General features: G+C 57.9%; 23 protein-coding genes and 1 tRNA gene. 1 reads left to right on the top strand and 23 read right to left on the bottom strand.

All coding sequences use genetic code 11. The features are described 5' to 3' along the window. The first annotated feature begins 56 nt into the window (after window positions 1-56). Complete coding sequence (locus HMPREF1147_RS06710) at window positions 57-1,739, top strand: DUF4127 family protein (protein ID WP_009658270.1); 1,683 nt, start codon at window positions 57-59, stop codon at window positions 1,737-1,739. Between the two features lie 41 nt (window positions 1,740-1,780). On the opposite strand, the gene HMPREF1147_RS06715 is transcribed toward HMPREF1147_RS06710, so the two are convergent. The 23 genes from HMPREF1147_RS06715 to priA all read right to left on the bottom strand — a co-directional run bounded on the left by HMPREF1147_RS06715 (window position 1,781) and on the right by priA (window position 26,838). After that, complete coding sequence (locus tag HMPREF1147_RS06715; protein WP_037350433.1) at window positions 1,781-2,548, bottom strand: ABC transporter ATP-binding protein; 768 nt, start codon at window positions 2,546-2,548, stop codon at window positions 1,781-1,783. Further along, on the bottom strand, window positions 2,545-3,558 hold the full coding sequence (locus tag HMPREF1147_RS06720) for an iron ABC transporter permease (protein WP_009658241.1): 1,014 nt from the start codon (window positions 3,556-3,558) through the stop codon (window positions 2,545-2,547). Before HMPREF1147_RS06720 ends, HMPREF1147_RS06715 begins: the two co-directional genes overlap by 4 nt. Before the next feature lie 9 nt (window positions 3,559-3,567). Then, window positions 3,568-4,632 carry an ABC transporter substrate-binding protein gene (locus HMPREF1147_RS06725; RefSeq protein ID WP_009658264.1) on the bottom strand — a complete coding sequence of 355 codons (1,065 nt, stop codon included), beginning with the start codon at window positions 4,630-4,632 and terminating at the stop codon, window positions 3,568-3,570. Between the two features lie 122 nt (window positions 4,633-4,754). Beyond that, window positions 4,755-6,968 (bottom strand): TonB-dependent siderophore receptor, encoded by a 2,214-nt coding sequence (locus tag HMPREF1147_RS06730; RefSeq protein WP_009658274.1) that lies wholly within the window; start codon window positions 6,966-6,968, stop codon window positions 4,755-4,757. A gap of 89 nt (window positions 6,969-7,057) precedes the next feature. Beyond that, the gene (locus HMPREF1147_RS06735) at window positions 7,058-8,689 is read right to left on the bottom strand and encodes a hypothetical protein (RefSeq protein WP_009658213.1); all 1,632 of its coding nucleotides are present in this window, start codon (window positions 8,687-8,689) and stop codon (window positions 7,058-7,060) included. A gap of 66 nt (window positions 8,690-8,755) precedes the next feature. Then, window positions 8,756-9,655, bottom strand: coding sequence for a LysR family transcriptional regulator (locus HMPREF1147_RS06740; protein ID WP_009658272.1), 900 nt, complete (start codon window positions 9,653-9,655; stop codon window positions 8,756-8,758). A gap of 112 nt (window positions 9,656-9,767) precedes the next feature. Then, complete coding sequence (locus HMPREF1147_RS06745; RefSeq protein WP_009658226.1) at window positions 9,768-10,301, bottom strand: NYN domain-containing protein; 534 nt, start codon at window positions 10,299-10,301, stop codon at window positions 9,768-9,770. Further along, on the bottom strand, window positions 10,294-11,094 hold the full coding sequence (rlmB, locus tag HMPREF1147_RS06750) for a 23S rRNA (guanosine(2251)-2'-O)-methyltransferase RlmB (protein ID WP_009658216.1): 801 nt from the start codon (window positions 11,092-11,094) through the stop codon (window positions 10,294-10,296). The genes HMPREF1147_RS06745 and rlmB overlap by 8 nt, the downstream gene beginning before the upstream one ends. A 49-nt stretch (window positions 11,095-11,143) precedes the next feature. After that, window positions 11,144-11,782: an FAD-dependent thymidylate synthase gene (thyX, locus tag HMPREF1147_RS06755; protein ID WP_009658275.1), complete on the bottom strand. Its 639-nt coding sequence runs from the start codon at window positions 11,780-11,782 to the stop codon at window positions 11,144-11,146. Continuing rightward, window positions 11,772-12,269 carry a Mini-ribonuclease 3 gene (locus HMPREF1147_RS06760; protein ID WP_009658220.1) on the bottom strand — a complete coding sequence of 166 codons (498 nt, stop codon included), beginning with the start codon at window positions 12,267-12,269 and terminating at the stop codon, window positions 11,772-11,774. The genes thyX and HMPREF1147_RS06760 overlap by 11 nt, the downstream gene beginning before the upstream one ends. A 7-nt stretch (window positions 12,270-12,276) precedes the next feature. After that, a complete protein-coding gene (gene cysS / locus HMPREF1147_RS06765; protein ID WP_009658234.1) occupies window positions 12,277-13,704 on the bottom strand; it encodes a cysteine--tRNA ligase in 1,428 nt (475 codons plus the stop codon). A gap of 12 nt (window positions 13,705-13,716) precedes the next feature. Beyond that, window positions 13,717-14,439 carry a serine O-acetyltransferase gene (gene cysE, locus HMPREF1147_RS06770; protein ID WP_009658224.1) on the bottom strand — a complete coding sequence of 241 codons (723 nt, stop codon included), beginning with the start codon at window positions 14,437-14,439 and terminating at the stop codon, window positions 13,717-13,719. A 161-nt stretch (window positions 14,440-14,600) separates the two neighbouring features. After that, the gene (locus HMPREF1147_RS06775; protein WP_009658228.1) at window positions 14,601-14,894 is read right to left on the bottom strand and encodes a late competence development ComFB family protein; all 294 of its coding nucleotides are present in this window, start codon (window positions 14,892-14,894) and stop codon (window positions 14,601-14,603) included. 29 nt (window positions 14,895-14,923) lie between these two features. Continuing rightward, a complete protein-coding gene (locus HMPREF1147_RS06780) occupies window positions 14,924-17,584 on the bottom strand; it encodes a hypothetical protein (protein WP_009658208.1) in 2,661 nt (886 codons plus the stop codon). Between the two features lie 120 nt (window positions 17,585-17,704). Then, window positions 17,705-17,779, bottom strand: a tRNA-Arg gene (locus HMPREF1147_RS06785). A 60-nt stretch (window positions 17,780-17,839) separates the two neighbouring features. Then, the gene (locus tag HMPREF1147_RS06790) at window positions 17,840-18,535 is read right to left on the bottom strand and encodes a hypothetical protein (RefSeq protein WP_009658250.1); all 696 of its coding nucleotides are present in this window, start codon (window positions 18,533-18,535) and stop codon (window positions 17,840-17,842) included. Window positions 18,536-18,567: 32 nt separating this feature from the next. After that, window positions 18,568-19,260, bottom strand: coding sequence for a Crp/Fnr family transcriptional regulator (locus HMPREF1147_RS06795; protein ID WP_009658268.1), 693 nt, complete (start codon window positions 19,258-19,260; stop codon window positions 18,568-18,570). Window positions 19,261-19,300: 40 nt separating this feature from the next. Beyond that, window positions 19,301-20,161 (bottom strand): NAD(P)/FAD-dependent oxidoreductase, encoded by an 861-nt coding sequence (locus HMPREF1147_RS06800; RefSeq protein WP_009658266.1) that lies wholly within the window; start codon window positions 20,159-20,161, stop codon window positions 19,301-19,303. 85 nt (window positions 20,162-20,246) lie between these two features. Further along, the gene (locus tag HMPREF1147_RS06805; RefSeq protein WP_009658231.1) at window positions 20,247-21,200 is read right to left on the bottom strand and encodes a ribose-phosphate pyrophosphokinase; all 954 of its coding nucleotides are present in this window, start codon (window positions 21,198-21,200) and stop codon (window positions 20,247-20,249) included. A gap of 131 nt (window positions 21,201-21,331) precedes the next feature. Further along, entirely contained in the window at window positions 21,332-22,696 is a 1,365-nt protein-coding gene (glmU, locus tag HMPREF1147_RS06810; RefSeq protein WP_009658237.1) for a bifunctional UDP-N-acetylglucosamine diphosphorylase/glucosamine-1-phosphate N-acetyltransferase GlmU, read from the bottom strand. Window positions 22,697-22,721: 25 nt separating this feature from the next. Continuing rightward, window positions 22,722-23,459, bottom strand: a complete 738-nt coding sequence (locus HMPREF1147_RS06815; RefSeq protein ID WP_009438951.1) for a GntR family transcriptional regulator — start codon at window positions 23,457-23,459, stop codon at window positions 22,722-22,724. A 24-nt stretch (window positions 23,460-23,483) separates the two neighbouring features. After that, complete coding sequence (gene ispE, locus HMPREF1147_RS06820; protein WP_009658246.1) at window positions 23,484-24,353, bottom strand: 4-(cytidine 5'-diphospho)-2-C-methyl-D-erythritol kinase; 870 nt, start codon at window positions 24,351-24,353, stop codon at window positions 23,484-23,486. Between the two features lie 67 nt (window positions 24,354-24,420). Further along, window positions 24,421-26,838: a primosomal protein N' gene (gene priA / locus HMPREF1147_RS06825; protein WP_009658258.1), complete on the bottom strand. Its 2,418-nt coding sequence runs from the start codon at window positions 26,836-26,838 to the stop codon at window positions 24,421-24,423. Window positions 26,839-26,886: the final 48 nt, after the last annotated feature.

Below are 26,886 nucleotides of genomic sequence, written 5' to 3' on the forward strand. Positions count from 1 at the left end.
TCAGCCTGTGCGCACTGTGCTATACTGTGCGGCGATGAAGAGAGGAGGCAGAAATTTTGCGTAAAGAATGGATTGTAATTATTTTTGCCCTCGTCTGCGCCGTTCTCTTCTTCCGATACATTCTGCACTCCCGCCCGGAGGGCATTCTCTATCCCCCCGTCCTCTCTGTGCAGGAGGGCGATCGCCCTATTCTCCTCGTACCGCTCGACTCACGCCCCCCGTGTACGGATTTCGTTGTGAACGGCGGAAAAATAGTCAGCCGCGAAATTCTCCTCCCTCCGTCTGAAATCATGGACTACTACACACAGCCCGGCAGCACGGCTGATATGCGCGCATGGCTCGCCGCACACATAGAGGATTCCTCTGCCGTCATACTCTCCGTCGACCAACTCCTCTCGGGGGGGCTCATCGCCGCACGTGAGGCTCATATTTCCAGGGAGGATATCGAGGGACTTGCCTCATATCTGCGCGCTCTGCACGGCGCACATCCTGATGTCCCCCTCCACGCCTTTTATATCCTCCCGCGCGCCGCGGCGCAGGACAGCATCGACGGGCTGCGCGCGCGCCGCGCTCTCCTCTCCTACGCGCGCCTCCTCGGGCGCATGGGCGAAGGAGTTCCCGTAGATGCCGACGAATTATCGCGTCTGCATGGGGACTTTACCAACGACGAATTAGAAAAATATCTCGCCCACTTCGAAGAGAGTACGGCGCTTGCCGCCATGCTCATTGAGCTTACGGAGGAGGGGGTGCTCGCACGGCTCGTGCTTGGGCAGGATGACGGCGAACCGTATTCCGTGGGCAATCTAAAAAAGCAGGAACTGAGCACACTGCTTTCTGCAAAACATATTCCCGCCAACCGCGCCGTCATTGTGCATGGTGCCGACGAAATCGCACTCACCATGCTCGCGCGACTCGCCGTCGACGAGATGCGCGAGCGTGGTATGGAGGCGCCGCGCATCACCCTCCGCTATGCTGCGCCGCCCATGGCGAATGCCGTGTTCCCCTTCATGGCAGTCTCCAATGACGAAACGGCGCGCGAAAAGATCGCCCTGCTCGGATGCGCGGCGGACGACTCAGGCGCTGCGGACATCACGCTCTTCATCTCCGCGGGCGACCGCAGCGCGGATACGCTCGGCACGCGAGCTCCCGCCGCCGCATACATCAAAGGGCAGCTTGCAGCAGGAAAGCATATCGCGCTTGTCGACCTCTCCCGCAGGTTCAGCGCTGAGGAGACACTGCTCCCCATTCTCGTTGAGCATAATGTCCCCGTAAACGCTCTCAGCGCCTATGCGGGCTGGAACACGGCGAGCAATGCCATCGGTACGGCGCTCTCGGAGGCAGTACTCTATCACTGCGCGCTCGCACAGGCACAGATGCAGGAAGAACGTGAAGCGGCAACCTATGCCAACGTCACCTTCCTCACAGGGCGCATCGCGGAGGACGAATTTTATCTCAAGGAGGGCATCGACCGCATCAATGGGACACTGCATACTGCAGGTTTTACGAACACCGCCGATCTCGACCTAGAGAAAAATGCGCGCTGGGCGAACGATCTGCTCGCCCGTGATCTCACGCGCCGCATCGCCGCTTACGAATCAACCGCCGCATTCCGTGCCCCGTTCCGTGTTGGCAGCACGACGTTCCAAGTACGCCGCTCACATGCCGCGGCATACTTCCCGTGGCCGCGCACCTTCGAGATCCGAATGCATACCGCACCGGAGATGACGATCACGAGATAAAAGTGGAGCCGCTGCACGAACGCAGCAGCTCCACTTTTCTACTACAGTAATGTCAGCAGCCCGCGCTGCGTCTCACCGTCGACCTGCGCCTCAAGCACACGGCAGTCGATGTCAAAAAAGCGGCGCAGATTTTCCTCCGTGAGGATGGTCTGCGTCTCGCCGAATACATATGCGCCGCGGCGCATCATGAGGCTTTTATCTGATATTTTCAGCGCATTCTCGGGGGAGTGCGTATTCATAACAATCGTCATGTTCCGCTCGCTTGCCAGTTTTTTGAGCAGGCGCAGGACGATGAGCTGATTGTGGAAGTCGAGATGCGCTTCCGGCTCGTCGAGGATCATGATCTTCGGTTCGGTCGCAAGCGCGCGCCCGATGTAGACCATCTGCAGCTGGCCGCCGCTGAGTTCCGTCGCGCGTCGATCCGCGAGCGGCGCAACGCCGACGAGTTCGAGCAGCTCCGCCACACGGCGGCGATCCTCATCGCTCGGCGTTCGAAAGAGGCCGATGCGCCGCGCCCGCCCCATCATGACCATCTCAAAGACGGTATAGGGAAACGCGGGGGCATGACTCTGCGGCACATACCCGATCTTATCGCTGACGGCGTCGGGTACGGGAGGTTCCCCGGCCACCAAACAGCCGCCGCGCGTCCACGGCAGGATGCCGAGCAGACAGCGGAGGAATGTGGTCTTGCCGATGCCGTTGCGTCCGAGAATCGTCAGTATCTCGCCTGCGGCGAGAGAGAAGTTCAGCCCGGAAAAGAGTTCTGTTTTGCCGTCGTAAGAAAATGCGGCGTCCTTCACCTCGATCATGACCAATCCCCCATTTTTTCCCGCGTACGCTTGAGGAGTACGGCAAAGAAGGGTGCGCCGAGCAGTGCGGTGAGGATGCCGATCGGCAGCTCCGCTGCGAGCAGGCTGCGCGCACAGATGTCGACGAGTGCAAGAAAGATCGCGCCCACGAAGCAGGTTGCCGGCAGCAGCCGCTGATGATCGACGCCGACCATCCGGCGGCACATATGCGGAATGACGAGTCCGACCCAGCCGACGATGCCGCAGCTGGTCACGGAGAGCGCCGTGATAACGGTCGCCGCAACGATGGCGATATTGCGCAGCCGCGCGGGATCGATTCCGAGCGAACGCGCCTCCTCCTCACCGAGCGAGAGAATGTTGATCCGCCAGCGCATTGCGAGAAGGAGCGCCCCCGCCGCGATCATCGGGAGCCCGATGATTTCGAGCTTGTCAAAGTCCGCCTTGGAAAAGCTCCCCATCAGCCAATAGGTGATGGCTGGCAGTTTGTCATAGGGATCGGCGGCATATTTGACCAGTGAAATGAGCGCGGAGAAGATGGACGAGATGATGATGCCCGAAAGGACGAGTGACATCATCGACACCGATCCGCGACTCTTGGAGAAATAGTACGCGAGCCACACACTAGCCGCACCGCAGATAAAGGCGAGCAGGGACGTGCCGCCGCCCGTTCCCCAGAGCAGGATGCCGAGCACCGCACCGAAACCCGCGCCGCTGCTGACGCCGAGCACATCGGGACTGACGAGCGGATTGCGGAAGATCCCCTGATATACCGCACCCGAGAGCGACAGCCCCGCGCCGACCAGCATCGCGAGCAGAGTACGCGGCAGGCGCAGTTCCAGTACAACGGTCGATGCCATATCGTCTGCGGGCGCACCGCCGAGGGCATTCATCAGAATCTCAGCGACCTCGTCCGGCCACAGCGGGTAACGCCCCGCCGCCAGGGAGAGGAAAAACACGGCGATCAGACCGCCGGTCAGGCTCAGCCACAGCAATCGGTTACTCTTTTGCATAACCCGGCCTCACTCATGGAAAATGAACTTCAAATCTTCGTCGGTCAGCTGATAACCGAAGAATTTCTCATAGAAGCTGCGCATATCGTCGGCAAGCACATAGTCGTTAAAGACGTCCGGATGCAGTTTTTGCGCGAGCCACTTGATCATCAGCGGCGTCTCGATACACGGTGCATCCCAGCGGTAGATACCGATCGGCGCCTTGTAGACACGCCCCTCGCGCACCGCCTTGATGTTCTTCCAGTTCTGCCCCGCGAGACGGTCCCCGTAGAGATCGTCCGGCTGAATCGGCGAGAAATTGCTGAGGATGACGAAATCTGGGTCCCATGCGGCGATCTGCTCCATCGTGACCGGCGTGGACTCCCCCGAGAGATCCTTTGCCACGTTCACGCCGCCCGCCGTCTCGATCATCATTGTGTTGAGCGCCCCGCCGCCGTACACCTTGAGATCCGACGGATCGTGGAAATAAAGCACCTTTGGTTTTTCCAGTCCTTCAAGCGCCGCCTTTTTCCCGTCAAAATATCCCATCGTATCCCGTTGAAACGCGATGAGAGATTCTGCACGCTCCTCCTTGCCGAGCACCTGACCAATGACGCGGATGCCGTTTTGCAGCGCTTCCATCGACCCGTACATGAGCGCGATCGTCGGGACGTTCAGCTTCTCGAGCTGTTTGATCTCATCATCCTGCCAGTGCCAGACGGCGATGACGCTCGGATTCAGTTTGCCGAGTTCCTCCATATGGATGGAGAAATCGTTCCCCACGAAATCGCTCGAAATGTTCTCCATCTCCGGCGCGAGTTTTTTCAGCATGGATATCTCGTAGGCCGCCTTCGCCGACGGATGCATCCCCGCGATGCGGGCGGCCGAACCGTCCACAGCATAGACCACGGACGCCCACGGGATCGGTACGACGGCGATGCTCTTTACCTCCTCGGGCATCTTTACCTCTCTGCCCGTGGGATCGGTTACAACGCGCTCCTTTACAGGCGCCGCCTGCTCCTGTCCGCATCCTGCGAGCACGATGCAGAAGAGCATCAGCGCCGCAAGAAAACCAAATGACAAACGATGTTTCATGATCATCCTCCTATTCCCAAAACTTCCATCTGAAATTATAGCATAAATACAATACGGGGTACACCCCAAAGGCTTGTAAAAGTCCCGGAGCGGCCCCTCCTGCATGTCTATCCGCAGTGCCGTCAGAGATCAAACGTCGCGGAGAGCATGAACGTCCGCGGCATGGAGAGGAGCAGCTTGCTGCCCTGTCCCGGCTGCAAAATCCAGTAACTGCGGTCGAATACGTTGTAGATGGAGGCCTGCAGAGACACGGGCGTCGTTCCGATCTTCGTCCGATAGTTCGCAAAGAGATCAAATACTGCCGATGACGGTACGGAGAGTTCGCGGCGGCCGGTGCCGATGATCGTGCCGCGCGAGACGTAGTTCAGACGCCCCGTGATGGTCCAGTCCGCATTCGGCATATACTCAACCCCCGCAACGGCGCTCCACGGCGCCGAGCTGTCCGTCGGCAGGCCGTCGTTTACGCCGCCCTGCGTCCGCTGCTGGCGCGCATGGAGGTACTGAATCCCGCCGAATACGTTCCACTTCGGCGCGGCTGCGCCCGTGACGCTGAGATCGACGCCGCGGTAGCGGTTCTCGCCGTTGAGGCGGAGGAACTTCGTCCCCGGAACGGCAGGATTCGCGACATCGACATAGTTCGGCTGGTTCACGTCGAAATAGGCGAGCGCGGCATACATGCTGCCGAACTTGTACTTTACGCCGACTTCCTTCTGCGTGACCTTTACTGCGGGGAGAATCGCCCCCTCGTTGACATAGCCGCTGCCGACCACCTGCCCGCGCGTCGTGGCTTTTGCATACGCGCCGTAGACCGAGAGGCGATCCGTCGGCGCATAGGTCACGCCGAACGTGGGCGCATACTGCGTATCCTTCGTCTCGCTGCCTGCAGCTGCGCCGCGGTAGTTCCCGTGGCGGCGCGTGACGGCCGCGAGCAGATTCCACTTCCCGATCTTTACATTGTCCATCAGGTTGATGCTCGTATCCATCTCCTGATACTGGAACTTCTGGCCGAGGCTGCCGGAGATGTCGTAGCTGTAGATCGAGGGATTGTAGATGATGCCGGAGTAGATATTGCCTGTCACATGAGCATTTGGAGCATCTCTCCGCGTATTGTTGTACTGCACGCGCCACGAACGGTCCACGGCGAGCGTCACGTCATGCTCCGCCGCCCCTGTCTTGAACTTGTGGTTCACACCGACCTGCCCGTAGCGGCTCTTGAGATAGAAATACTGCGACCAGACGCGGTTGTCGCGCAGGTTGCCGTCTCCATCAATCGTCACCTGCGACCAATAGATGAAGCGGCGGTTCGTCATATCGTTCGTACCCGCGTTCAGGAACCACTTCGTATGGGGATTGATCCGCTGCTCGTGGTTGAGCGTGATCTGATAACCGTCCCAGCCGCTGTACATGAGATTCGGATCATCGTAGCTGCGGCTCGCATCGGGCGCATTCGGCACCTGCCGCGCCGTGCGCTGAATCTGGAAGCGCCGCTCCGTTCCGCGCAGGCGGTCCTTGTAGTATCCGCCGAAGAGATTCGTCGTGCTCTTCGGTGTCTCGCGGCTCACATCGACAAAGAGGTTGCTCTTTCTCCGTCCCGCACCGCTGACGGAGAAGTTCCCCTCGCTGTGCTCGCCGTAGACACGCACGCCGAACGTACCGTCACCGAGACCGCTGCGGTTCACATCGATATAGCTGCCGTAGTGGCCGTAGCCGCCCATCGTCTGCCGGTAGCGCGTGAAGTCGCCCTTCTCCGGGCGCTTCGTATAGAGGTAGACGGAGACCGGCTGTCCGCCGTCGGGGCCATTGTAGGACTGCACCGAGCCGGAAAGCGTTGCCGCAGGCCCGACCATAACATCGGCACGTCCAATCGTATTCGTCACCGGACCAGCTGCCATGATGAAGAAGCCCGGCACATTGTTGAGATACATCGCCGAACCGTTCGCAAGCATCCCGCGCGCGGAGAAGTCCGTCTTGATGAGCGAGGTGCCCACGCGCAGCGACGGCACATTCGCGAGAACCTGATTCACGTCGCCCGACGGCGCAGAAAACGTATCGAAATTCTTCGTTGTGAGGCTCTGCGCCGTATACGGCACCTGCATCACGTCCCGATCACCCATCAGACCAAAATTCGTCTGCTCCGCCTGAAATCCGCCCGGCAAAACGAGCCGTCCGTCCGTATCGGCAAGTGCACGCGTCCCCGTCACCGTAACTGCGGGCAGTTCATAGGTATCGACTTCCGCCTGCATCCTATCGCTCTGTATCTCAGGCTGTGCCGCACTTGCGATTCCGCTGCCCGCAAGCCATAGCGTAAGAAGAGATGCAATTTTTTTCTTTGTCATGTTGTAATCCCCCTTTGATGTCGTCAACTAGAATTGTTTCAGACTTTATCATAATCACTTGATTAGAACAATCGAAAAGATTAAAATCATTATTTCAGTTTTTTTGAAGTATCCCCCCCTCCCTGTATGCCAAGAAATGCGGCGAGCGCCCTCCGGAACGCCGCACCCAAGACGCCCCCGTCCGCGCACACAGCATCTCTGCCGGAGAGGTACCCGGTCGGTAGCGGCAACAGGCGTTTCTCGCCGTACACGATACAGAATGCAGGATCGGCGACCACGATATCAGCCGCATTCCACAGCGGCTCTAATTCTTCACGGGTTTGAAAGCACAATATTTCCTCACGCCCTGCCGCACGGCGATAGAGTTCCGCCGTCTCATCCGTCCACGCGTACGCCGCGCACCGAATGTCACAATACCCGTAAGCGCGCAGGACGCACACGATGGCACGCGAGGCAATCGGATCGCCGATGAGGAGAATACGTTCGCTGTTCCGCCCATATGATTTACTCCCTGCGGTCTCCTGCGCCGCATTCGCCCGGTACGTCCTGCCGAGCATCTTTGCCGCCGTCCGCTCCCATGCCGCTTTGCCCTGCGCACCGAGCGGCAGCGTTTGCAGCACAGGAATATCGTAAGTGTCATGCAGCCAATCTGCCGCAGGCAGTCCCGCAGCTGATACGCACCAAGCAAGCGCGGGGCGTTCCGAAAGAACATCTCGCCCCGCTATATGCATCCTATATCCGCGCTTTGCAAAAAAATCTTCCGCCGCTGCAAACTGTGCGCACGCACCGACAAGCATCTCGCTCCAACCGAGCACATACACACAGGATGATGTCGTCCCCCAATCTGCCGCAGCCTCCCATACCAAGGACAGAGACGCCGCCGCAATCCCCGTGACGGCATCCTGAAAGCCGCTCGTCGGGAAAAACTTCCCCTTGCAGCCGCAGGACGACAAATTTTCTAAGATAAATTCCTCCTGCATCCCCATGAATGCAGGCACGGGTGAGCCGAGAAGGTTCAGCTTTTGGAATGCGGCGCCCGCCGCAAGTTCTTCCACCTGCGTGCGTATCGTCTCTTCCATGCCGAAGATATAGTCCTCCGCCGCGGGAAGCGCGGCATAGACGTCCCGCCGTTCCCGCATCATATCCATACGCGCGATGGGGCTGCGGCAGCCCGACGGTGTGACAAGCACATTCGCCGTATCCGCTGCGCGCAGGAAATCCGCTGCGCCCGCAATATCGCTCATGGGCGGCGGCAGAGATATATCCGCCTCGATGCACGTCTCCTCCGGCGGCAGGCTGCGCAGTATATCCTCCGCCGTCTCATGCGGCATGGCGTCCGCCTTGGCAAGAGGTCCGCGGAAAAAACAGCGCACGACGCATCCCGTCTCCGCCGAAAGGCACGCCTCTATATCCGCGAAGTCAAGCCGCACGAGGATATCGAGGCAGGAGAGATAGATGACGATCACACGCACACCGGGGAGATTTCCCGCCGCGCGCACCACATCCCGCAGCTTTTCCTCCATCGTACCGACGACATAGTCCTCCTCGCGCAGGATAACATAACGCAGCTGCGAAAGCACGCCGCGCAGCGCGGCTCTTTGATAGAGGCTGCGCAGACAGATCAGCGCTCCCGGGACGACGAGAACGAGATCGCGGCGCCGGCACAGAAGATCCATACTCGTATTAAACGACGTGATTTCCTCGGCAGCTATCTGTTCCATACGCATCTCTCCTCAATAAAGAAAGGCGCCCCGGCGCATCGCTGCGCCGAGACCTCCGGTCAACCGCTAGCAACTGTCCGCCGTGTCCTTATACTCCGACAAAACGTCGAAAAAGAGTGTCATCGCGGGGCTGTGCCATTTATTTTTTCGTGTGCCGCAAAAGGAGCGGACGTGAATCTTTTCCGACGGCACGACAGCAAGCGCCTTGCGCGTTACGCGATCCTGCACGGCGAAATCCGGCAGAAGCGCGACACCCATGTCATTTTCAATGAGGTTGATGATGGTCTGCGTACTGCGCAGCTCGATGGTATTGTCAAATGTAATCTCTTTTTTACTCAAATAGTCATCCAGCAGAGCGCGAATCTCCCCCGGCATCGGCGTCGCGACGCGCGTGATATCAGCGACGGTTTGTCTGCTCGTCTTCATATCGGGGCAGCGCATTGCAACCGACGGCGATGCGTAAAAATGCGCGGGGCTGCTCTCAAATGCCCGAAAATCAAGCTGCTCCCTGTCTTTCTCATGCACACTGTAAACAAAGCCGATATCCACGGTGTCCTCATGCAGCGCCGTCACGACATCGCGGCTTGTCAGCGAGCGCAGGCGCAGATCCACATGGGGCGCCTGCCGGTGCAGACGCTTGAGGAGCGCGGGCAGGCGAAAACAGAGCATGGATTCGGGCGCTCCGATGGTGAGCGCGCCGCGGTAGTCCGAGATGTCATATTGGAAATTTTGGATCTTGCGTGCGGCTTCGAGCACGTCGTCCACATACGGAACGAGGGCTTCGCCCGCCTGTGTTAAAGCCATGCGCCGACCGCTCTTTTCAAAGATCCGCACGCCTGCCGTCTCCTCGAGCTGCGCAACGTGAAAGGTGATCGTGGACGGGGTATAGTTGAGCCGCCGAGCTGCCTTTGAAAAACTGCCCGTGCGGATAATGGTCTTAAATGTCGTCAGGATTTTGAGTTCCATGCGTTTTCCTCATAATATACGCGCAATATACGGCAGATTCGGATGGAAAAGGCTGCAACTCATCTTTTCATATGTATTTTCTATCTCTAGCGTGACGGCTTTCCCTGCGGGTTTATTTCTTTCTGCGCAGTTCCTCGAGACGCGCGACGGTATCGGTGTCCAGCCGCTCATGCACCTCGATGCGTCCTGCGGGCTGCGTATGCGTGCCGATGTATTCCGCCTTCATCAGTTTCTTTGCTTTTTTGACGGCGCGGCGCAGTTCGGGCGAGGGGATGCGGTAAGCGCCCGCGCCGAGGATAACGCTCTGCTCGGCGCCGTCGGAGGTGACGACGTGAACTTCACGCCCATCGCGTACCGCACGATAGGCGAGGCGCTCGATGCAGCTGTCCGCCGTCTCGCCCGCGCCGGTGTAAATCACGCGCAGGCGTCGTCCGAGCTCGATGACGCGCTCTTCATCTTCAGTAAAGAGTGCATCAAAGACAATCGTCATTTCGTAGTTTTCAAATGCACCGTATTCGGCGAGAATGCGAACGAGCACGTCGCGCGCCTCGTCGAGGTTGCCGCGCAGCCGGATCAGCTCCGGCCACGCGTTGATGACATTGTAGCCGTCGACGATATAGTATTCGCATTCCCTTATCCTAGCCATGCGGCACCGCGTCTTTCGCTGTGCGCTGGCGCATCGCCTCGTACATGAGGATCGCCCCTGCGACGGACGCATTAAGCGAGTTGATCTTCCCGCGCATGGGCAGGCGCACGGTAAAGTCGCAGAGCTCGCGCGTGAGGCGGCTCATACCGCGTCCCTCGCTGCCGATGACGAGAACGAGCGCACCCGTCAGGTTCGCCTTGTCATAGGTATCGCTTCCCGCCATATCCGCCCCCGCGATCCAAAAGCCCTCTTCCTTCAGTGCGCGCATGGTCTGCGCGACGTTGCCGATGTGCGCGACGGGGACGTATTCGAGCGCACCTGCGGAGACGCGTGCCACCGTCTCGGTGAGCGGGACACTGTGCCGGCGCGGGAGGAGAATACCATGTACCCCCGCCGCGTCCGCCGTCCGCAGCAAGGCGCCGAGGTTGTGCGGATCTTCGATGCCGTCGAGGAGCAGCAGCAACGGCTCTTCTCCACGCGCCCGTACCGCAGAGATGATCTCTTCGACCGGCACATAGGAGACGGGTGCGGCGTAGGCAAGCATCCCACCGTGCCGTGCCCCCTGCGCCGCCGCATCAAGCTTTGCGCGCGGCACGATGTCGACCGTAATGTCATGCGCGCGGGCAAGATCGCGCAGCTCCCGCACGCCGCTGCCATGCAGTCCGTCCGCGATGAGAATGCGGTTGATTCCGCGCCCCGCCTTGATCGCCTCGGTGATCGCATGACGCCCCGCGAGGATTCCCGCAGGAGGATCGACCGAATGCTCCTCAATGTGCCGGTTTTCCTGTTTCATGCCCGCGCTCCTCTCAGCGTTCCTATATGTATTCTCAGCCGCACGGCGCTTATGCACGCGGGATATATGTTTCGAGCCATGGTTCCTCTGCGACGATGAGATCGCGCATACGGAGCATCATTTCTTTGATCTCCCACTGCGCCCCCGGCGTCGTGACACGTTTTTCATAGACGTCCATGAAGGAGCGCAGATTGAGCGTCGTAACGAAATTCGTGCACGCGCCGCCCGGCAGAACAAACCGCGCATCCTGTTTAGCAACGCCGAGCGAGAGCAGATCGTCATACGCCGATTGGATCGCCTTCATGCACTCCATATAACGTGTATGCGCTTCCCCGTTTTCCATCACGGTATGTGGAACGACATGACCAAAGAGACCGCCCGGCTGCTTCTCGGACTGCTCGGAAACATAGCGTTGGCTCTGCACGCTCAGCGACACCCCGATGCGGTGGCGGCTGTACTGCGCGAGGAGTGTGCGCGAGACGTTCTTCACTGCAAATGTCATGGCGCAGTGCTCGATGACGCTCAGGTGCTTGCTCTTCATAATGCGGTCGATGAGGCGCAGCATCTCTTCGTCCGTCTTTTCCTGTACGATGAGCTCGATAGGGGAGTCCGCACTGTAGCAGGTGCGCGCTGCTGTCCAGCAGGTTCTGAGGTAGTTTGGCGTCTTTGAAATGAGTTTAATTTCCATTGTGATTGTTCCTTATCTGTTCCATCATCTCTTTAGCGATGATTTGAAACGCTGCTTCCGCGATCTCTTCGAGCCGTGCCGTCTCTCCGCGCATATAGAACGATCCGAGCAGCGCCTCAAAACCGGTGCTCGTGTGGTACTCTGCAACCGTCGCGCTGCGCGGCGCATGGCTCTTCGTATTGCGCGCCCGGCGGTAAATTGTCCGCTCCTCCTCCGAGAGCATCGACTCGATGCCGCGGTATGCCTTCGCCTGCCAGACTGCCGAGACGATCTGCGCGCTAAACGTATCGAGGATCTGCACCTTTGCCTGCTCGTAGGCAAGCAGCCGCATCCGCACATAGAGATGAAAATACGCGTCCCCCACGTAGGCGAGCACGAGCGGATGCACCTCCCGCGCATCAACCGTCTCGTAGCGTGTGATGATATTCCCCTCAGCATCCGGCGCGAACATCATATGCACAAGCTCTTGAAAGCGTTCAAATTTCATACTGCGGTCATGCTCTCTTCCAGCGCACACCGGTCGGGGTGTCCTCGAGAACAACGCCACGCTCTTTGAGTTCGTCGCGGATGCGGTCGGCAAGCGCCCAGTTCTTCTGTACACGCGCGTCTTGCCTGAGAGCGATGATGATCTCCATGAGACCGTCCGCAAGACCGTCGGTTGCCGCAGCCGGCTCCTGCTCAAAGATGCCGATGATCTCCGCCATCGTACGGTAGGCGTCCGCCGCCTCCGCGAAATGTGCCGCATCGAACGCCGTGCCGTGCTCGAGCTCCTGTCGGTATCGGTTAATTTCCTTGGACAACCCGAACATCTGACTGAGGGCGAGTGCCGTGTTAAAGTCGTCGTCCATCGCCGCGTCGAATGCCTCGAGGAAATCTTTTGCCTGCGCCGCAAGCGCGGCGGCTGTATCCGCCGTTCCCTCGCGTCCCGAGAGCTCGTCGACCACCTCTTTCGTATGGGCAAGGCGCGCGAGCGCCGCCTGTGCCTCGCGCAGGCGCTCGTCGCTGAAATCAAGCGGGCTGCGGTAATGTGTCTGGAGGATGAAGAAGCGAATCACTTCTCCCGGGAACTCCTTGAGGATGTCCTTCACTGTAAAGAAGTTGTTCTTTGACTTCGACATCTTTTCGTTGTCAATCGTAATGAACCCATTGTGCAGCCAATAGCGTGCAAATTTCTCATGTCCGTCGATGCACGGCTCCGCCTGCGCGATCTCGTTCTCATGATGCGGGAAGATGAGGTCGCTGCCGCCCCCGTGAAAGTCAAATGCCTCGCCGAGGTACTTCACCGACATCGCGGAGCATTCGATGTGCCATCCGGGGCGTCCCTTCCCCCACGGGCTGTCCCATGCGGGTTCGCCCGGCTTTGCCGCTTTCCACAGGGCAAAGTCCATCGGGTGACGCTTCGTCTCGTTGATCTCGACCCGCGCGCCCGCCTCCATATCGTCGAGGCTGCGCCCGCTCAGTCTTCCGTAATGCGCGAATTTCTCCACGCTGTAGTAAACGTCGCCCTCGCTCGTCGCGTAGGCATAGCCGCGTGCGATCAGAGTCCCAACCATGCGAATGATGTCCTCCATCGTCTCTGAAACGCGCGGGAACACGTCGGCACGATGCACGTTCAGTGCATCCATCGCCGTGAAATACGCTGCGATATAGCGATCCGAGATCTCCTTCCACGTCACGCCCTCGCGATTCGCAGCATTGATGATCTTATCGTCCACATCGGTGAAGTTTTGAATGTAGCGCACGCGATAGCCCTTGCGCGCGAGATAGCGGCGAATGACGTCCCACGTGACAAAGGGGCGCGCATTGCCGATGTGCGGATCATTGTACGGCGTCACACCGCAGCAGTAGATGCTGACTTCGCCCTCCTTCAGCGGATGAAATTCCTCTTTCTTTCGCGTCATTGTATTATACACAGTAAGCATGATAGGACTCCTCTATGATCTTTCCTCAAGGGCATGTAGGCGTTCTTTGAGGATCTCGATTTCCTGCCGCATCAGCTCGATGCCCTCTGCGATCGGATCGGGTAGGATATCGTGGTCGAGGTCGACGTCCAGCTCTGCGGCGATCTCCTCGACACTCTCCCCTTCTTCCGCCGACAGCGCACGTGCGCGAAGGAGCTCTTCCTCCGTACGGACACGGTGCCCCTTCATCATGACGATGCGTCCCGGGATGCCGACGACCGTCGCATGGGCGGGCACGGGTCTGAGTACGACCGAACCCGCACCGATCTTCGCATGGTCTCCGACGGTAAACGAGCCCAGCACCTTAGCGCCTGAGGCGACGACGACATTGTTGCCGATCGTCGGGTGGCGCTTTCCCTTTTCTTTGCCCGTGCCGCCTAGCGTTACGCCCTGATAGAGCGTGACGTTCCTGCCGATCTCCGCCGTCTCGCCGATGACGATGCCTGTGCCGTGGTCGATGAAAAGACCCTCGCCGATCGTCGCACCGGGATGAATCTCGATCCCCGTCAAAAAGCGAGCGACATTTGAAATCAAACGCGGTACGAGCACCCAGCCGCGCAGATAGAGCGCGTGCGCAAGGCGATGTGCCCAGATCGCGTGCAGCCCCGAATAGCAGAGTACGACCTCAAGCGTACTCTGCGCGGCAGGGTCGCGCTCAAAGATAACGCGAATATCGCGGCGAATCCTCGCGAACATAGCAGCATCCTCTCCCGGTAACAAACAGCCCGCAAAAGAAATGCGTCCGCACCCGCTTGGACGCCGACGCACAGATTTTCTTTGCAGTCGTTCTTATTCTACCAAAAAAACACCCGCTTGACAAATTTTTATCAGCGGGTGTTCCTATTCCTATGATAAGGTCAGATCCCTTCCTCGTTGCGGTTATGATGCGGCTGTCCGTGTACGATCTGCATCGCGCGCACGGTCTCCGTCAGCACCTCCACATCGTACGACATCTCCATGCTCTCAACGCGCCGCAGAACGTCCGCCTTATGCGTCGAGACATACCGCGGCGGGAGATTGTTCAGCGCGATCATCATCATATCCGTACGGCAGCGCTCGCACATACAAATGTGCGGATATTGCGGCGCCAGCCGATTCAGCATATGATTGACGGCGTCCTCCATATAGTTTTTGAACGGCAAATGATGCATCACGCTGCTCCTCCCGGCACATAAAGCAATTAAAGTCGGACCGTGTATATTTTCCCTTTATAATTCTTTACCCCGAGCGCTTTCTCCGAGGCGACTGTGTACTCAATGGTATTCGGTGATTTTTTACGGATATAGACACCGACCTCATCGTCGTCGCTCACATCGTCGTCGTCGATGATACATCGCACCATGCGCACCTCGGATGCCTTCATATGTCCCTGCAGCGCGCGGGGTTCCTGTGTGTAGTAAAGCTCGAACTCGTCCTCATCTGCATAAGTAAAGTACGACCATGTACCGTAGTCGACACGTGCGTCGATATCCACGCGGAAGCAGCCGCGCTCGCTGAGGCTCCCGAGGAAATACGGAAACAGAAGCTCGTCGTGCGCGTCCACATTCTTATTGATGATCTTGATATCCTTACCGCCTTTGCGGCAGCGCAGGAGCCCGAACGCAACGCCGGTCTTGCCCGTGCGCATGCGGTCGAAATCACCGTTCAGCTTCTTTCCTTTTCCGGCCTCCTCATCCTCCATACCGAGCGGGAGATAGAGCAGGAACGGATCGTCCTTGCGCGGCACGGCGGATTTTCCCGCATCCGCGCTCTGTTTTCCTTTCGCATCGCTCTTGCCCGTCTGCGGTACGCGCATGGTACTCTCCATCCGGCTCGTAATGTACTCCTCGAAAAGCTTGCGTACCATCGGCGCCTTGCAGGAATTGCCTGCGAGGAAAATGTGCACCTGCCGCACAGTGCGCCCCTTGAACGCCGTTGCCATCGCTTGGAAAAAGTTTTCCACCCCGCGCCGAATCCGATCCTCAAGCGTGCGCTCGAGCTTGCGCACGTCGATGTCGATATGCACCTGCGCACGGTTGCCCGCGTTCCCGGTCTTTTCCGAGGAAAAGAGCGTGAGCGTCGTCTTGAAGCCGTCGCCTGTCGCAAATTCGTCATAGCCGGCGCCGCGCTCCCAGAACGGACGCAGCCGCTCGGCGAGGATCTTGTTGTTGAGATGTGATGCCGCGTCTCGCGTCTCGCGTACGAGCGCCTCCGCCCCTGCGAACGTCTCGCATTCGGGCGGCAGCGCAAACGTAATCTTGTGCTTGCGCATCTCTGCAAGGTTATCCTTGAACACCTCGTAGGCAAGCAGTTCGAGAATATTCTCGCCGCCGAGATACATATCGCTGCCAAAGCCGAACTGCTCGATGATGAACTTGCGCCGCCGGTTCTCCGGCACATACTCCACCCCAAAGTCAAAATCTGTCGTGCCGCCGCCGAAATCAAAAACACCGTAGGCAACTTCTTCGCCCGGATTCTTCGGCTCGAGCCCGTACGCCTCGAGTGCGCTGACAGCGTAGGCGGCAGGTTCGCTTGCCCCGTCGTAGACACGGAAGCGGCGCATCATCTCCGTATCGTCGAGCAGCGCTTTGGGCAGCGTCTTCTTCAGTCCACGCTCAAAACTCATGCGGATATGCTCGCGCACGTCCTTCTCATAGCCTACCGGGAACGAGAGAATATAGTCGAGATAGATGCTGCGGTGCATATTATTGATGTAAAGTCCAAGGTAATATGCATAGATCTCAATGGGGTCAAATCCGCCCGCATCGAGCGGCAGTGTCTCGGCATAGGGCTTTACCTCTTGGATGTAACCGTGCCGGTCTTTGAGGATCGGTGAGTTCGCCGTATCGCGCGTCCAGCGTTTCAACTCGCTGAATACGGAGTAGTAGACCGAGATCCCCTCTGTAGACTGACGCTCGAAGATCGCATCCGCCGCCTGATGCGACGCAGTAACCTGCGCCCACTCCGTATAGGGACGCCCTTCGCGCGCACGGTAGAGCATCTTGAACTTCTCGATATCAATCAACTCGATTGCCGTCGGATTTTCATAGTCTTGAATGGTCGGCTCATGGGAATAATCTCCCTTGCCGATGCGCAGGAGACGCGCATCGCGGTCGCGGCAGACGACAACCGTACTGCGTGTGCCGAAGTCAATGGCGCACGTTCCGTTCATGATCACGTCGAGCTGCGGCGGACGCGCCACGAGGAAATCCGTCGGCGGCAGGCGCAGACATACGCTGTCCTCACGTCCGTCGTCCGTCAGTTCCTCATACAGCTCCCAATGTCCAAGACTCATATCGGTGAGAAGGCGTTCCGGATAGGGCTGGATGTTCGCCCGCACATGGTCGCACAGCAGGAGTTCTTTCTTGAATGGCTCAATGGAAAAATCAAGCGCCACGGATCCGGTGTTGATCGCCGTCTCAATAATACTTTGAATATCAAAGGTCAGTCCGAAGATCGTCTCTTTGAAGCGTCCGGCGACTACATCCTCGGCAAATCGTTCATGATCAAAAACGAGCTGATCTGCATCGACACGGATGTATGCACGGATCTTCGGATACTCCGCCACAAGCCGGCGCAGGCGCTCTTCCTGCTCATGGGACACGTCCTCTGCGTTGAACTCATCCGCAATCCATTTGAGGAAGCTTTGCGCGCCGCTCCTGTCCGTTCCGAATGAAAACATATACTTCTTATTGACAATAGATGCCGTCTCGTCTTTAAGCGCAGCAATATCACGTCCGATCTGCGCACCGAAGCGGAGCGAACTCTCGTAGAAAAACTGCCGAAAGGTATTCTTTTTCAAATACAGCGTCCGCATGAGCATTGGCCGCAGCGTCGCTCCCTGCACCTCTCTCCGCGTCATTCATTCATCTCCTAGCGAAAAACAAAAAATCCCTTGCTGTAATATTCTTCGCATTCTGTTAAAATCCTTTTTCAGACAAAAAAAGCCCTGCGTCAAATTTGCAGGGCAATAATTCAAAAGTGGTGCGCTCGGCGGGAGTCGAACCCACGCTTTCAGCTCCGGAGGCTAACGTCCTATCCACTGGACTACGAGCGCGCTGCCGTATGGCACAAGCCGTATTATAACGTAAAAAAGATAACTTGTCGAGATTTTTTTCTAATCGTTTGTCTTTTTCGTGGTTTCATCCGGTTTCACACGCTCATCACGATGCACGGCAGAAACAGGCGCGAGATACTTGCGCACGGCACCGATCTCATCCTCAATAAAGAGTGCGACAGGTGATTCGCGCAGCATAACGAGTTCGAGCAGTCGTGCCTGCTCCGCAGGCTTTTTCTCCTGCATCGCCGCAGGATCGGCTGCAGCGCGTGTCAGCGTGACCGCTTTCTGCTCCGCTGCCACATACGCGTCCGTCTTGACAACGATGCTCGCGACAGGATTATAGATCTCGTCCGAAAGTGTCACGGGCGGCACATTCTTGTCCATACGCGCGCGCAGATCCTGCATATCGCGTTCAAGCTCGGAGAGACGCGCATAGGTCGCCCTGATGTCGCTCTCCCCATTCTTTGCATCAGCAAGGATCTGATGGTAGCGCGTCCAGCAGCGGTCCAGTTCCCCGATCCCCTTCTGATAATCGTTCCACCACGGAACGAAGAGCTCCTGATCGCGGTTCATCGCGGCGAGACGCTCCTGTGTGAGCGGCGGCTCCTCACGCTTTTCCATCTGGGTGTGAAGCAGTACGCCGCCCATAATTGCGGTTAAGAAGGCAAAAATGAAAAAAACGCGCCCCGGCAGGTAACGAAACAGAATGATAAGCAGGAGCAATGCGATGACCGCCGGAACATAATGCAGCATAGAGACCTCCGCAAAATCAATGACGGGAATTTTTAAGCGCCCGCACGCTTTTGGAGCGCAGCTCGGTCGAGAATCCGAATCCGCCCGCGCGACGCCTGAACCAGTCCCTCATGCCCGTATTCCCGAATGAGACGGCTGACGACCTCACGCGCAGTGCCCAGATAGTGCGCCGTCTGTTCATGGGTAAAGTTTACCTCATCACGCTCCGTACGTTCGGATTCTTCGATCAGGAATTTGGCGAGACGTCGATCCGCCGAGGTAAAGAGCATCTGCTGAAATTTCCACAGGGTCTCCGAAAGTCGTTTCACTGCCGTCTCATAGGCTCTGAGATGGGCGACGGTATTCACCTCAAAAATACGGCGCACCACTGCCGTATCAGACACAAACACTTCCGTATCCTCGTTGGCATCGATATAGACGTCTCCGGTCAGGGTTTCAAGTACACAAGTACCGGAGACAATCGTAATATCACCTTTTCGAACAAAATACAGGGTGAGTTCACGCCCCTCCTCTGAAAGGAGATAGACACGCAGACTGCCGGACATAATGTGCATGGTCGCCACCCGTGCCAATCCGCCGCGATGTACCATCGCTCCTTTTGGATAGTGAACGTACTGCGTATGTGCGGCAAGGAGTTCCTTCTCCTCTTCTGTCAGCGTATTCCACAGAGGAAACGCATGGATGTATTCTCTAAATTGGCAGCCATCCCTTACTCGCGCCGACATATCCATCCTCCCCTTTTTCCACATTTCTACAAATCCCGGCTTATTTCTTCTTGTGCATACAGCGTACGGTAGAAAGTCCCGCCTGCGCTCCCTCGTAAGCGGCTTTGACAATCTGCAGCAACCCGCCCGTACAGTCGCCTGCCGCATACACCCCGGGGACGTTCGTCTCCATCTGCGCATTGACGACAATTTTGCCGTCTTCCACGAGCACGCCGAGCTTACGCGCAAGCTCCGCCGTCCCCGCTGTACCGATCGCAAGGAATACGCCCGCAGTATTCGCCGTCGTCCCGTCCGCAAATACAACGCGCGCAACACGCCGATCTCCCTCAATGCGGGCAATGCGCTCCGTATAGACCGCAACCTCCGGCGGAACACCGGAGGGCGGCTCTCCCCCGTTTGTGAGGAGCTGCACCTTCGCCGCGTGAGGCAAAAGGACTTGTACCTCGTGCAGCGCGTATTCCCCCGCACCAATAACAGAGGTCGTCTTTCCACGATAGAAGAATGCGTCGCAGACAGCGCAGGAACTGACGCCTCGCCCTGTAAACTCGCGGATGCCTGGAATAGAGAGCGTCTTGCGCGTCGCGCCCGTTGCGAGGACAACGGCATCGCCCGTGTAGAGTTCGTTTTTCCCCTCGACGGCGAATGACGTACCGTCTCCCGTGATCCCCAGCACTTCGTCAGTCACAAATGTGATGCCGAGCCGCCGTGCGCCTACAATGCCGCGCCGTGCGAGTTCGCTGCCCGAGACGGGCTCCTCGATCCCGTAATAATTCTCGATCGTCTCCGCCGCCTTGAGCGCCCCGATCTCCTTTGCAATCACCGTGACGTCGGCGCCGCCGCGCCGTGCGTAGAGTGCCGCCGAGACGCCCGCGGGTCCCGCTCCTATGATGAGCACATGCATCGTTTTCTCCTACAAAAACCTAGATGAAAAAAGAGGCGTCCCCTGAGACGACACCTCTTTTTCTCTCCACGGGGAACTTGCTCGGTCAATGATGATTAAACAGCAGGCTCACCGATCGATGACTTTGAACGCGCACGATAACGTCTGCAAGCGACTGTGCGAGGGAAAGCGTGACGAGTTTTTCGGACTGCTTCTCCGGCGGTACCGGAATGGAGTCCGTAATAACGAGTTTTTCCAGCGGAGACGCTTCGATGCGTTCGACCGCGGGATCGCTGAGAATCGCATGGGAACAGGCGGCAAGCACGCGCTTTGCTCCGCGCTCCTTGAGCGCCTTTGCCCCCTCGCAGAGAGACCCTGCTGTGTCCACGATATCGTCGATGAGGAGTGCCGTCTTTCCCTCCACCGCACCGATGAGATTCATGACCTCCGCGCGTCCCGGCTCGGGGCGCCGCTTCTCGATGATGGCAATCGGCGCATGGAGGAAGTCCGCCATAATACGTGCACGCGTCACGCCGCCGAGATCCGGCGAGACAACGATGAGGTCTTCATAGTTCTGCTCGCGGAAATAACCCGCAAGGACGGGCGCCGCCGCCAAATGATCCACCGGGATATCGAAGAATCCCTGGATCTGTCCCGCATGGAGATCAACCGTTACAACACGAGTCACGCCCGCTGTTGTCATAAGATTCGCTACGAGCTTTGCCGAGATGGGTTCGCGTCCGCGTGTCTTTCGATCTTGACGTGCATATGCGTAATACGGAACGACCGCCGTGATGCTGTGTGCGGACGCACGTTTGCATGCGTCGGTCAAGATGAGGAGTTCCATCAGGTTGTCGTTGACCGGAAAGCTCGTGGACTGGATAATGAAAATATCCTTGCCCCTGATGCTCTCTTCGATCATCACCTGTGTCTCACCATTATTGAAATGCCCGACGAAAGCCTCACAGAGCGGAACGCCAATCCGTTCGGCAATATCTGCCGCCAGTTTTGGATTCGCATTTCCCGTCAGAATGCAAACGTTGTCGGTTTCAAAACTCATCTTTCTGTTCCTCCTAAAATCTGCATGCGCGATCTCTTATATACACCGCATACAGTATAACACGCACCGAATACTTTTGGAAGTGTATTCATCTTGCTTTTTCACGGGAATCACGAAACTGATCGGAGCTCTTACTTTCTCTTGTCTTTCCAGCCCTCGATCTCTTTCTGACGTGCACGCGCCACGGCAAGCGTCCCTGCAGGCACGTCTCGCGTGATGGTGGAGCCGGCTGCAACATAGGCGTCGTTTCCAAGCGTCACGGGCGCGACAAGGTTGGAATTGCAGCCGACGAAGGCGCGGTCGCCGATCACCGTGCGGAATTTCGACTTACCGTCATAGTTGACCGTGATCGTCCCGCATCCCATATTAACGTCTGTCCCCATGTCGCAGTCACCGATGTAGGAGAGATGTGGAAGTTTCGCCCCTGCACCGATTTCAGAGTTTTTAACCTCGACAAAGTTCCCGATCTTGACATTCTCGCCGATATGCGTATCGGGGCGAATATGAGTGAATTGCCCAAGATCCGCCCGGCTGTCGATCTCGGCATCATGCGCATAAGTATAATGCGCCTTCACGCCGTCCCCTACAACGACGTTTTGGAAGCGTACATGCGGTCCGATGCAGCAGTCCTCACCGATCACTGTATCCCCCTCAAGAAGCGTGAAGGGATAAATAATTGTATCCATGCCGACCCGTACATCCGCATCGACAAAGGTTGTCTTGGGATCAATGATCGTCACCCCGTCCGCCATCAACTCCTCAACCTTGCGCTTGCGCAGAATCCGCTCCGCCACGGCAAGCTGACTGCGAGAATTGATCCCGAGCGTGCACTCGTAGTTATCGGCAACGACCGCCCAGATCTTTTCTCCCGCATCACGGAGGATGCTGAGCACATCCGGCAGATAGTATTCGCCCTGCGCGTTGTTGTTCGTCACCTTGGCAAGCGCGGAAAAGAGTGCGTCGGCATCAAAGCAGTAAATGCCTGCGTTGACCTCGTGGATCTCAAGCTCTTCGGGCGCAGCGTCCTTGTGCTCGACGATTTTCAGTACCTCGCCGTTTTCGCGGCGGACGATGCGCCCGTATCCCTTGGCATTCGGCATGATTGCCGTAAGCACCGTTGCCTTTGCCCCCGCCTGCACGTGTTCTTCATGGAAGCGTGCAAGCAGCTCCGCTGTGAGCAGCGGTGTGTCACCACAGAGCACCATGATCGTTCCATGTTCGCCCGCCAGGAGATCCTTCGCCTGCAAAACGGCGTGTCCCGTCCCGAGCTGCTGCTGCTGCTCCACATACTCAACGCTGTCGCCAATGGCCTTTCGCACGGTCTCGCCGCCAAATCCTGTGATGACAATATTGCGCCGCGCACCGGCTGCATATGCCGCATCAATGACATGCTGAAGCATGGATTTTCCCGCCGCACGATGCAGTACCTTCGGCAGCTTTGACTTCATGCGCGTGCCCTTGCCCGCCGCCAGTATGACCGTAATAAAGTCCAACATATATGCCTCCAATCTTGAAGGATACCTATTCGGGATCCCCTTTGCTTTTCTTGCTTTTGCGCTTAATCAGCGATGTACCTGTCTTTTTTTCCTGCTCTTCGATTGCATAGAGCAGCGTCTGTTCCGAATGCTCCATATGCTTTGCCCCAACTTTACGGGCAAGCCGGGCATCTCCGGAACCGATGGCATCCACAATGGCACGATGCTCTTCAAGCGTCGCCTTGAGGCGTCCGGGGTACGACATGGAAATCGTACGAAACCGCGTGAGCTGTTCGCGCAGATTGCCGATGATGAGCAGGAGACGCTGATTGCGCGCAGCTTGATAGAGGAGTTCGTGAAACTCGATATCCGTCTGTACGATCCGATCCATGTCATGCTCTTCGATGGCGCGTCCGATAGCGACCAGCAGACGCTCCAGACGCTCCTGCTCCTCCTCGGTGATGCGCTCTGCTGCAAGCTCGCACGCCAACGCCTCAAGCGCCGCGCGAATCTCAAAAATCTCGTTGATGTCGCGGATAGATACGCTTGCTACATAGGCACCGCGCCGCGGAACAGTGACGACATACCCCTCCTGCTCAAGCTTGCGAATCGCCTCGCGCACGGGGGTGCGGCTGACCAAAAGCTCGTCGGCGAGAGCATTTTCCTTCAGCCATTCGCCGGGTTTCAAGACTCCGCTGCGAATGGCATCCCGCAGCACCTCGCAGACAATATCGCGCAGCGGCTGGTAGCTGTTGACGACAACAGGTGATAGTTTTCCGTTCATAAAGATCCCTTCAATGCAGATTGCTCATACTATTTCGTTCCGGCGTCCTGCCGTCCGTGTCAAATGTACCTCGGCGTCCGTCTCAGCGCGGAACGTCTCAAAGGTACGCACAGCGGCATCCGCATCGGCAAAGAGCCCGAACACTGTGGGTCCGCTGCCCGACATCATCGCGCAGACGGCGCCTCCTCGGCGCATCCGCGCACGGTACGCCGCGATCACGGGATGTGCTGCTTCCGTCACCGGCTCGAGCACGTTGACGGCAAGTTTGGCGCAGGATGCCGCATCGCCGCGTGCAAGCGCCTCTAAAAAAGCTGCATTATCAGGATGCTGTTCCGGCGGATGTGCGTCATAGGAACGGTACGCCCATGGCGTCGAAACCGCAACCGGAGGTTTTGCGAGCAAAACTGTCGTTTCCGGAAAATCCGCGAGCCGCCGCATCACCTCTCCCCGCCCTGTGGCAAACACAGTGCCGCCCATGATGGAAAAGGGGATATCCGATCCGATCCGTGCGCCAAAACCGCAAAGTTCCTCATCCGTAAGTCCGAGATCATACAATGCGTTCATCCCGCGCAATGTGGCAGCCGCATCTGCACTCCCGCCGGCGAGCCCTGCCGCCACGGGAATACGCTTTACAATATCGATGTCCACGCCGCCGCGCACACCGCACGCCTCTATGAGAAGCGCTGCGGCACGATACGCTAGGTTGCGCTCGTCCGACTCCAGTCCCGGCACATCTACACTAAGACCGATGCCCTCCTCTCTGCGCCGCAATGTCAGTGTATCCTTGAGTGCCAATGACTGCATGACTGTCGCAATCTCATGATAGCCGTCATCCCGGAGTCCCAAGATGTCGAGCGTCAAATTGATCTTCGCATATCCGAAAATCGTCACCATTCGGCTTCCCCCATTGTCCTATCTGTTTCAAGATTACCATGATTTATAATTATTTACAATGGTTTTTTCAAAAAATTACGGTCGGGTCAATATCAATCGCGATATTATTCTTCAAATGAATACCTTGTTCATATAAAAATTCCCGTACAGGCGCGATTTCGTCCGTCTTTATCAATACGACAAACCGATACTCATTCCGTTCTTTTTCGATGAGCGCAGGCGACGGTCCTATAACGGCACGCCCCTGTGCATCACAAAAATAGTTTCTATAGGCGGCGACAAACGACTCCGCCATCCCCCACGCCTCCTCGCGCCGTACGGCATGAAAAAGCAGCTTCACGATGCGGCTGAACGGAGGATAAAAGAGTTCGCGCCGCAGTTCAATCTCCTTCTCATAAAAAGAGATATAATCCTGCCGCATGGCACACTGTACCGCATAGTGCTCCGGGTTGTACGTCTGCACAACGACTTCGCCCTGCGTGCCGTGACGCCCTGCACGCCCCGCCGTCTGCGTAATGAGCATGAAACACCGTTCCGACGCACGGAAATCCGGTAAATTGAGACTTGCATCTGCGCTGATGATGCCGACAGATTGAACGCCGGGCAGATCATGACCCTTCGCCACCATCTGCGTGCCGAGCAGAATGTCATATTCCCTGTTGCGGAACTGCGCCAGGATTTCATCGTGTGCAAACTTTCGCCCCGTCGTATCGCGATCCATGCGCAGGACACGCGCCGTCGGCAGGAGCTGCTGAAGTTCCTCCTCGAGTTTTTCCGTACCTGAGCCAAAGTATTTGATATAACGGCTGCCACAGGAAGGGCATGTCTCCGGAACGGCGGCACGTTCGTCACAGTGATGGCAAAGCAAGACGCCGTTCCGATGGTAGACGAGCGGCAGTCCGCAGTCCTTACAGGTGATGACCTTTCCACACGCGCGGCACATAACAAAGGTCGAATAGCCGCGGCGGTTGAGCATGATGATCGCCTGCTCGCCGCGCGCGAGGGTCTCTGTGAGGAGGGCGCGCAGCGCCTCCGAAATGATCGTGCGCCGCCCGCGCTGCAGTTCCTCGCGCATATCGACGGTACGCACGCGCGGCAGCGGTTGACTTCCGATACGCTCCGGTATCGTGAGCAGCATCAGCTCGCCCGTGTGTGCGCGGGCATAAGTCTCAAGTGCGGGCGTCGCACTGCCGAGCAGAAGGATTGCTCCAAAGCGCCGTGCAAGGATCTCCGCGACCATGCGCGCATGATAGCGCGGCGACTCGTCCTGCTTATACGACATATCCTGCTCCTCGTCGAGAATAATGCAGCCGATATTATCGGCAGGTACGAAGAGCGCCGATCGCGCACCGATGATGATGCCCGCCTCGCCGCACCGCACACGAAAGATCGCATCGTTGCGCTCCGCGAGTGACAGTCGGCTGTGCATGACAACGATGTCGCCGGCGAATATCTCTTGAAATGCCGTGATGAGCTGCCCTGTGAGCGCGATCTCCGGCACGAGGACGACGACCTGCCGCCCGCGTGCTCGTACGGCACGCGCCGTTTCAATGTAGACGCGCGTCTTACCGCTGCCTGTAACTCCGTGCAGCAGATAGCCGCGGTAAACGCCTGCTGCGACGCCCTCCCGCAGGGCATCTGCCGCATGCGCCTGCGCCGCCGTCAGCGGCACCTCTCTCTGCGCAGTCTCCGCCTGCGTACCGTAGCTGTCGCGTGCCTTACGCCGCCGATGCTCCACGATGAGATTTGCCGCGAGTAGGTGTTTGATAGTCGCGCGTGTAACGCCCGCCTCCTTCAGTACCGCCGCCGAAGGCTCTGTCGTATCCGCAAAGAGGCGCAGCGCGCGCGCCTGTGCCGGTTTGCGCGTAAGCGCAGCGAAATGTTCTTCTGTGAGTGCTTCGGCGGCACTATAGTATTTTTCATAGCGCGCCCGATCTCGGCGATCCGCATGGTATTCCTTGCTTATAATCCGATAGCGGAGGAGTTTTTCTACCGTTTCCTCCGCCGGAACATCCGGCAGTGCACGGCGGAGCTCCGCGATGCGCCGCCCGCCCTTCCGCAGGAGGAAGTCATAGACGGTGCGCGCACAGGAGTCGGCAAGCACCGGATGCCCTTCGTTCGCCGCCTCCGCCTCGTAGACGGGAAAAATCCGCAGTCCGCTCTTCCCGGGCATGAAAAGCCGCATCATCTCCGCTAGAGAGCAGAGATAAAAATCCGCCAGTTCCCTCGCTGCCGCAAGAAGAGCGGGTGAAAACCACGCCTCCTCATCCACCGCCGCGAGCACGGCACGCAGCCGGTGCGCAGCGTCCCGCGCCGCGTCGTAAGGACGCACCGCAACGACGAAGCCCTCCACACGCACCTTGCCGAACGGTACGAATACGCGCCAACCAGCGCCGACCTGCGAAAGCTCCGGCGGAAGGAGATAGGTGAACGCACGGGCGATGCTTTTCACAGGGATATTGATATAGACATCAGCTACCGTCATGCATTCCTCTTCTCACATAAAAAAGCTGTTACACGAATCATTCGTGCA

Origin of the sequence: Selenomonas sp. FOBRC9 (assembly GCF_000287655.1) — a bacterium.
GTDB classification, from domain to species: domain Bacteria; phylum Bacillota; class Negativicutes; order Selenomonadales; family Selenomonadaceae; genus Centipeda; species Centipeda artemidis.